General features: G+C 34.8%; 8 protein-coding genes. All 8 read right to left on the minus strand.

All coding sequences use genetic code 11. The annotated features are described in order from the left end of the window. Nucleotides 1-70 precede the first annotated feature (70 nt). Entirely contained in the window at nucleotides 71-1,126 is a 1,056-nt protein-coding gene (locus NBX25_RS20375; RefSeq protein WP_250255222.1) for an alpha/beta hydrolase, read from the minus strand. Further along, nucleotides 1,110-2,384 (minus strand): PepSY-associated TM helix domain-containing protein, encoded by a 1,275-nt coding sequence (locus NBX25_RS20380; RefSeq protein WP_250255223.1) that lies wholly within the window; start codon nucleotides 2,382-2,384, stop codon nucleotides 1,110-1,112. The genes NBX25_RS20375 and NBX25_RS20380 overlap by 17 nt, the downstream gene beginning before the upstream one ends. Nucleotides 2,385-2,627: 243 nt before the next feature. Next, entirely contained in the window at nucleotides 2,628-4,799 is a 2,172-nt protein-coding gene (locus NBX25_RS20385) for a TonB-dependent siderophore receptor (protein ID WP_123908157.1), read from the minus strand. 200 nt (nucleotides 4,800-4,999) lie between these two features. Further along, on the minus strand, nucleotides 5,000-5,494 hold the full coding sequence (locus NBX25_RS20390) for a hypothetical protein (RefSeq protein ID WP_250255224.1): 495 nt from the start codon (nucleotides 5,492-5,494) through the stop codon (nucleotides 5,000-5,002). Nucleotides 5,495-5,622: 128 nt separating this feature from the next. Then, entirely contained in the window at nucleotides 5,623-5,817 is a 195-nt protein-coding gene (locus NBX25_RS20395) for a hypothetical protein (protein ID WP_250255225.1), read from the minus strand. Between the two features lie 42 nt (nucleotides 5,818-5,859). Continuing rightward, on the minus strand, nucleotides 5,860-6,459 hold the full coding sequence (locus tag NBX25_RS20400; RefSeq protein WP_250255226.1) for a hypothetical protein: 600 nt from the start codon (nucleotides 6,457-6,459) through the stop codon (nucleotides 5,860-5,862). Nucleotides 6,460-6,527: 68 nt separating this feature from the next. Further along, nucleotides 6,528-7,322 (minus strand): hypothetical protein, encoded by a 795-nt coding sequence (locus NBX25_RS20405; RefSeq protein ID WP_250255227.1) that lies wholly within the window; start codon nucleotides 7,320-7,322, stop codon nucleotides 6,528-6,530. Between the two features lie 139 nt (nucleotides 7,323-7,461). Next, nucleotides 7,462-7,905, minus strand: a complete 444-nt coding sequence (locus NBX25_RS20410) for a hypothetical protein (protein ID WP_250255228.1) — start codon at nucleotides 7,903-7,905, stop codon at nucleotides 7,462-7,464. Nucleotides 7,906-8,015: the final 110 nt, after the last annotated feature.

The raw sequence follows: 8,015 nt of genomic DNA on the forward strand, positions 1-8,015 counted from the left end.
AATAAAAATGGGGTACATTGAATTTAAATCAATCTACCCCATATTTCATCCTATATACAGTATATTTCAATTATTTAACCTTAGGATAAAGTTTGTTTTTAAGGTTCATAAAATAAGTTTCAGATTCTTTGAAATCATTACTTTTCATAAATTTAAGAACTACATTCAGATAGGATTCTGAAGGTTTGAATTCTGCCCCCATTTTTTCAGAAAATGTTTTATATTCAGTTTCCAATAAAGATGGATTCTTAGCAAGCTGCTTAATATCTGTTCTGAAACCTTTGAATATAAATTTTAAAGCTTCATAATTTCCAGGATAAGAAACGGTTCCATGTGTTTCGCCTTCAAAAAAACGGTGTTTATAGTTCAGAGTCCCATTTTTCTCTACGATCCCTTTAAACTTCTCAATGGCTTGTGTCATATCAGAATTCCAGTTTTTCTGCTGTTCTTCATTATCAGCCTGAGAAACGTATAAAGATTTGTGGGCAGGGAACTTTTTATTTTTTTCCAGATAATTTTGTGTTCTTGAAATCGTTACTTCATTATCCCACCATAAACTCGGATCATTGGCTACAAATGCATTGAAATATTCCGGATGGGTAAGAAAAGTATTGATAGCAAACAAACCGCCAAATGAATGTCCCACTAGAACAGAATATTCCTGTGTTCTGTAGTTTTTACTGATGAAAGGCTTCAGTTCGTCCTGCATGAATTTTACAAAGTTTTCGCTTCCGCCACTGTCCGCAAAAAGCGTTACTGTAGGATTTACCGGACTTTTCTTTTGTGATTTTGTAGGGGTAAGATCTCTTGTGCGTTCTGTATTTTTAATTCCTACAACAATACATTCCGGAATATCAGCATAAGGAGTTCTCGCGATAAAATCCGTTAACCCCGTATAGTATTCAAAGTTAATTTCACCGTCTAAAAGATAGATAACCGGATATTTTGCCGGATTGATGGTGGTATCCATGTATGTTTTAGGCAGATGAACCCAGATTTCCCTGTTCTCATTCAAAACCTTCGAAAATAAAGTCTGCTTCTCTCCTATTATAAGCTTTTCCTGAGCTTTTCCCAATGTGAAAAATGAAAATACAAATAGATATAAAATTTTAAACCAATTGTTCATGATGTGATTCTTTTCTGTGTTGATGAATATTTTTAACTTCTTTTCCTTTTTTTCCTGATTTATTTCTTCTTCCCCACCAGATTAAAAATCCGGTAACCGGAAGGCTGGTACAGATAATCCCGATAACGAATGTGAAGATTTTCCCGAACATTCCCCCCCAATATCCTACATGCAGATCAAAATTCATATGCTCAATCACTTCATGCATCAGAACTTCTTTTGGGTAATTAATTTCGTCTCCAGTATACTTATTGACTTCTTTACTTTTCCCGTCTACAATACTTTTTAAGCCTATAAATTTAGCGGCTACCACATTGTAAACGGTGGAAGAATCCTTACGGGGTACACTCATTCTGACTTGCTTTGCCTGGGGAATTTCTTTCAAACTTCTGTCAATAAAATCAGTGAAAGACAATGCTTTTTTATCAGGATCAAATTTCGGCTCATACTTTTCTGCAATCTTGTGAGCATCAGCAACTCCTCCAAAGGCAGCCTGGGTAAGATCTGTCAAAATTTTATAAGCCATAATCAGCCCTGTAATTGTAATAAAAACTGCTGGTAACAGAGAATAAAATCCGAAAACATTATGGAAATCGTAATTCTTTCTGCGCCATTTTGTACCTGATTTGATCTTAAATGCGGTTGTTCTTGTTGTTTTGTTCCATTTTTTTGGCCACCAAAGAATCAGTCCACCGATCAATTGAATAAAAAATATAATAGAAGCTACTCCTACTACTGTTTTTCCGAATTTACCTGCCAATAGTTGGGCATGAATATGAGCTACCACATAGAAAAACTCATAACTTTTTGTAGAGCCCATTACTTTTCCGGTGTAAGGATCAAGATAATGATAAGCAAAAACACCTCTCGGGCCCCGTCCTTTCCCTTTGGGTTTCTCCGCTTTTTCAGCATTTTTATCTTTAGGAGGTTTCGTAGCAGAGGCTACGCGGAATGTTCGGTCTGCTTCCCTGTAAGTATCAAAGTAAAAAGCTTTTCTGTCCGGAACCTGTTCATGAAATTTAACCAGTAATTCTTCCGGTGTCATTTTTTTTGCATTCACTGGAGCCTGAACATATTTGGCACTTCCTGCACAAAGGTCAACAATCTCATCACAAAAGACGAAAACCGTTCCGGAAAGCGTAACGGTAAGTACAATAATCCCGGAAACAAGTCCGAGCCAGAGATGGAGCCATCCTGTAATTCTTTTGGTCAGGGATTTTCCCTGTTTTTTCTTGGGGTTCGTTTTTTTATTTTCCATATCTAAAAAGGTTGCCTTTTGAGTATGATTGTTGGAAAACGCAAGGGCGCAAAGATTTTATCTCTCGCAGATTTCACAGATTACACTAATGATTGAAAATCAATATCATAACCTATTTAAATTTGTAAAAATCAATATACCGATGGACTATTTTGCTGCTGAAAATCTTTGTTCTTTTAGCGCCGTTGCGTTATTCCAATCAACTTTAAGTTTGAGACAACTTGTTTTTGTTTTTAAAAAAGATTAGAATTTAAATGCAAAATTGGCCAGGAATTCTCTTGGTTTTTGTGGTTGTCCGTAGAAGTTCCAGTACATTTGGTTCAAAGCATTGTTCATCTTCAGACCGATTCTGTATTTTTTCTTATCATAGAAAACTGTGGCTCCTACTGTCGTATAGGACGGTGCAAGGAAATGGTTTGTGATATTGATATACGTTTTATCTACAAAATTGAATCCTGCCCCGAAGCCAAGACCTTCATAGGTTCCATCCATTATTTTATAACTTGTCCATAGATTTGCCACATGTTTAGGCGCCCATGCCACTCTCTTTCCTGCATCTTTACTTCTGTCATCATAGCGGTTATCATTAAATCCATATCCTCCTACGATGTTCCATCCTTTTACCGGATTGATTACGATATCTACTTCAAGCCCCTGGTTTTTAATATTACCATCCTGTCTGCTTCCCAAGCCTCCCGGATCTAAAATGACTCTATTTTTAACTCTCATGTTATAATAAGAAATGGTTGATAATAATTTTTTACCAAACAGATCTAATTTGAATCCGGCCTCAAACTGATTCCCCTGTTCCGGATCCCATTTGGTAAGAACACCATCCTGATTAGGTCCTGGAGCAATATTTTTAAATCCGTTCACATAGTTGGCAAAGAATGAAATTTCATCTTTTTTAATTTCATACACTAAACCAAATTTTGGAGAGAATTGAGTCTGGCTATATCCTTCGGTTCCGGCTACTCCATTTCTTTTAATATCTTCATTTTTGTAATGATCCATTCTTAAACTTGCCATTACAAGAAAATTATCTGTAACATTTAATACATTGGAAACGTAGGCACTGTATGTACTGTATTGAGAAATTTCATATTTCGTAGCGGTTCTTGGTAGTTTTTTCACCACATCACGGGAAATAGGAGTCCAATCGGAAGTAGCATTCAATGCAACAATATCATTTCCTTTTTCAGTACCGTAATTTTCTCCAATTACTCCATTCAGAGGATAAGGAGCAAAAGCTGAGTTTGTATTTTTACCTACTGTAAATACCGGATATTGATTTTTGCTGGTCTGCTGGAAATAATCTAACCCTACTACCAAACGGTTTCTTAAGCCTCCGATTTTAAAATCACCAATAAAATTCTGCTGAATATTATCTGTGGTAATCTTATAATTGTCAAACGGTCGGATACTTCTGCTCACCCTGTTATTATCCATATAGTTTAAGACCAAAAAGATAGATTCTTTCTCATTAGCTTCACCTCTTTGGTAAGATGTTCTGGAAGTCCATTGGTCGTTAAATTTATGGGTAACTTCAGCCATCGTCACAAAATTGGTTCTTTTTGAGCCCACATCATTACTGGTAAATGATCTGCCATGAATTGCAGAAAGATCTTTCATTGAGTGAAGGGTCAGTTTTTCAGATTGTCTCACGTAGGCATTCAATGTTTTCTCCGGTGCATGGAATTCTGTATCTAAGGTTACTGTAGTTTTATCACTTACCTTGTATAGGATACTTCCTGAAAAGAATACTCCTTTATTATATCCTGCATCCTGAAAAGAATCCTGTGAATAACCGGCTACGTTGAATCTTGCCAATGCTGTTTTTTCTTTATTCAAAGGAGTATTCACATCTGCTGTGATTCTGTTCATTCCCCAGCTTCCAGTGGTATAGTTAATAATTCCACCAAAGTTTTCCTGTGGTTTTTTGGTCACTATATTCACAACTCCGCCATAATTGGCCAAAGTTCCTCCAAATAAGGTTCCTGATGGTCCTTTGATGACCTCTACTCTTTCAATATTCGCTATTTCCGACTGTACTCTTGGGTTTTGGATTAATCCATTTCTGAAACTGGCATTCGAGCTGAATCCTCTCAGAAAAATGTCATTTCCACTGTCGTTAACACTATTGCTTACCACCACTCCCGGAGCAGATGCCATAGCTGTATTAAAATCTGTAGCATTCATCTCACTGATAATCTCTTTAGGAACAAGATTGTAAACCGTTGGATTTTCAAGGTTCTCCAATGGAAGTCTTGCTACTGATTCGGATTTTTTGGTTCTGTAATTGTGGGTTCCCTGAAGGGAAACGGACTGGATTTCGGCTACTTTAAGGGTATCACTTTCCTGTGCACTTAACATGGTGACTGCTAATAATGATGCAGAAATAATAGTTTTTTTCATTTTTATAATTAAGCTTAGTGCCGCAAAATTACTTTATTTTTATTAATTCTAAATAAAAATATGACACAAATCATAAAATTGAAATTTTGGCAAAGGCCATCAATAAAGGGTTTCCGGAAAACCAAAAACCCTTTATTTCAATACTGCATACATTCAGCATTGTATGTATATAAATATTTTAACTAAAAATTTCTGTACTTTTATACCACAACCATCATAGACATATAGTAATTGGCGCAGTGTAATGAGGTCAGTAGAAGTATTTCCTTATTCGGATACTGTTCAAAGTCATCACAAGTACTAATCTGGTATTCATAATTCAGAAGATTCCATTTAAATTGAGGCTTCATCACCAAGAGTTCCATCCCTACTTTATCGGTAAGCACAAATGAATCTTTAAAAATTCCACGATGCTTGCACACAAAACTTTCTTTTATCCCATCAAAATAGGTCTGCACTATGATTTCCCCATTCCAGTTCATTCTGAATTTCAAAAGGACCTTTTCATTATCTTTCAATTCAATGGTTGTTCCCCAAAAACCTTTAGGCTCAATCTGATAACTTTGATGGTCGGCCAACTCAATCACAGCATTAAAATTAAACCAACTTTTATAGGTAATTTTCCCTGTCAATTTATCATTATGGGTGAGTTCAAAAGATAAAGAATCGTTGGATTTTGCGTAATATTCTGCCATGGTTGTTTTATAGTTTGGTGAAATTCGATCAATTTATCATAAAGATTGAATAACGTATTTATGATCCCCTAATTTACAACCTCTTACATAAATCAGCAAAAAAAAATTCAATAGGTTTACCTGTACAATTAATTCTCTCCAAACCAGTATTTCCATTTTTCAGTATCAATTCCAAATTTACCTTGCCACCAACGGGCAGGATACCCCACATCATCATTCCTAATCGGTCTATGCTCTCTTTCCGGATAAGTAATATACTGGTCTGCATACCCAAAATGCTCATCATCATGCAAAACACCAATAACTCCCAAAATTTCCAACACAGCTACTCTTTCCCCATCATTTGATTTGAATGTTTTGGAAATTCATTTTTTAAGTTGAGAAACTCTATCGCCAGGTTCTGAAGTTTCAATAATCGTTTTCAATTCTTTTAGTATCTTGTCATCATTCTCACAAGGCTTCACTACAGGGAGTTTTGGAAATTGTTCCAGATCAAATAAGATTTGGATTAAACTATCAAAACAAGAACCATCTTTATATTTAAAATAATTAATCGTATTAAATTCAATCGGTTCTTCGAATTCGTATGTATGAAGTTCACAGACGGCACAGATGCCTTCATTCGGAGCCGGGCTCGGTGTAAAACTATGCTCCGCTAATGATTTTGCAATACAATAACTTGACAAAAAAGAACGATATTCTAATTGTCTTGTACTTAAACTGTAAAGAAAAGCGTTTACAACATCCTGTTTTTCAATCTTAGTTACAGCAGCCTCAATTCTTCTGCAAATTTCATCATGATTGATATTTTCCTGTTCATACATTACACCATGTTTCTTAGCGTACTCAAAGTTTTCTCTGGTAATATACTGCATATAATGATCCCAGTAAAACCAGTCACTTAAGCTTTCATCCTGAGCAGTTTTTATGGTTTTGAGTAGAATTTTTATTGCTTTTTTGTCCATCTGTTATTGATCATAATGTTACCTATTTTGTTCACCCCCGAAGCAATAAATAGTCAAGCTACTATTGATTATTTTGTCTTCAAATATATTCCGTCAATAGTGGCATTCATTCCGAATTGTCCGCTGCATACTCCCTGGGTATACTGAACGACAGCAAATCCTTTGTAAAACCTGACTCCAAATTCACAATCATCGGCATCTGCCAGTTTGTAGGTAAAATTGGTTGTTTTCAGACTGATGGTGTCATCGTCTATTTGTGCAAGATTTCTTGCCGGTTCTCCGGTAACGGATGTTATTCCAAAAACAGCTTTTGAATCTGGTAATCTCTTAATTTCCAAATCTCCCTGATATCCTGCTTCACTATATTGATAATGATAACGTCCGAACAGATCTTCAACGTTTGTTTCTATTCTTTTTGAAACAAGAGCAGTATCCTTCTTCATAAGGGTAAGAGTAAGCTCCTTTCTTGTTTTCGGCGAAAACCAACTTCCTTTGAAACCACTTTCCGTTGGTTTTCCGGTAATGACACCAGTTATATTTCCCGATTTTTCAAATTCTAAAATCCTGTAATTATTATCACTATCAATGGTTCCTACAAGTGTTATTGGTAATTTGTTTTTAGTATTCAGATAGGTAATTTCACCAACAATTACATTTCCATCAATCTGGTAATGCATAAACACAGGAGTTTTCCCATCCAAAAATCCTTTCCAGGATATTTCTTTCTCTCCCTGACTTTTTTCTGATGCCAAAGTGACTGATTCTTTAGGAATCACAGGATTGGAAGTCTTCTCTTTTTGCTCAGACTTATTACAGGAAACAATCGTCAATAAAGGAATATAAACTAAATATTTGTATTTCATTTTGGGTGTATTATAAAGTGGTTTTCAAAACTATGGATTATTGTTGATAAAAGAGTTCCGATTTATAAACCTAACAGGTTTTAGAAACCTGTTAGGTTTATTATTAAGTGTTAATAATAAATTATATCTCATAAAATGCTTATTCAATTTTATAAACATAATCTTTACTAATAAACTTAGTTTTATTCTTCAATTCTTCGGGGCTAAAAGCTTTTCCATCAACCTCAACACTTTTAATCATATACCTCCATCTTCCGTTATGGCTTTTATCAATCCTTGTTGTGGAATTTGGTTGAACTTCCAAAACAATAGCAGAATCTTTCACTTCTATCTTTTCAAGAGACTTCAGGTTTTTGATTTTTCGAAAAGCTTTAGGAGATAATATTTTATTTTCATAATTAAATCCGAAACTAGCAGGATCATTATTAATGACTTTTGAGGCTGAATAATTATAATTGATCTTTATTATTTTCTTAGCTCCAGTCAGGTTTTGAATATAAAAATCGGTTAAATAAGAACATCCAGAAAAACAGCAGGATAAAATAAAACTCAACAATGCTATAGTGATTGACTTTACGCTCATTACATTTCAGTTTAGATGGTTTTGGTAAAAATAAATAGAATACTTTGATTGAATTAACAGTATCCTATAACTATCATAGTTTTTTATTTATGTTTCTTATACGACAATAT

This window comes from Chryseobacterium sp. Marseille-Q3244 (assembly GCF_940807095.1).
Classification (GTDB): Bacteria; Bacteroidota; Bacteroidia; order Flavobacteriales; family Weeksellaceae; genus Chryseobacterium.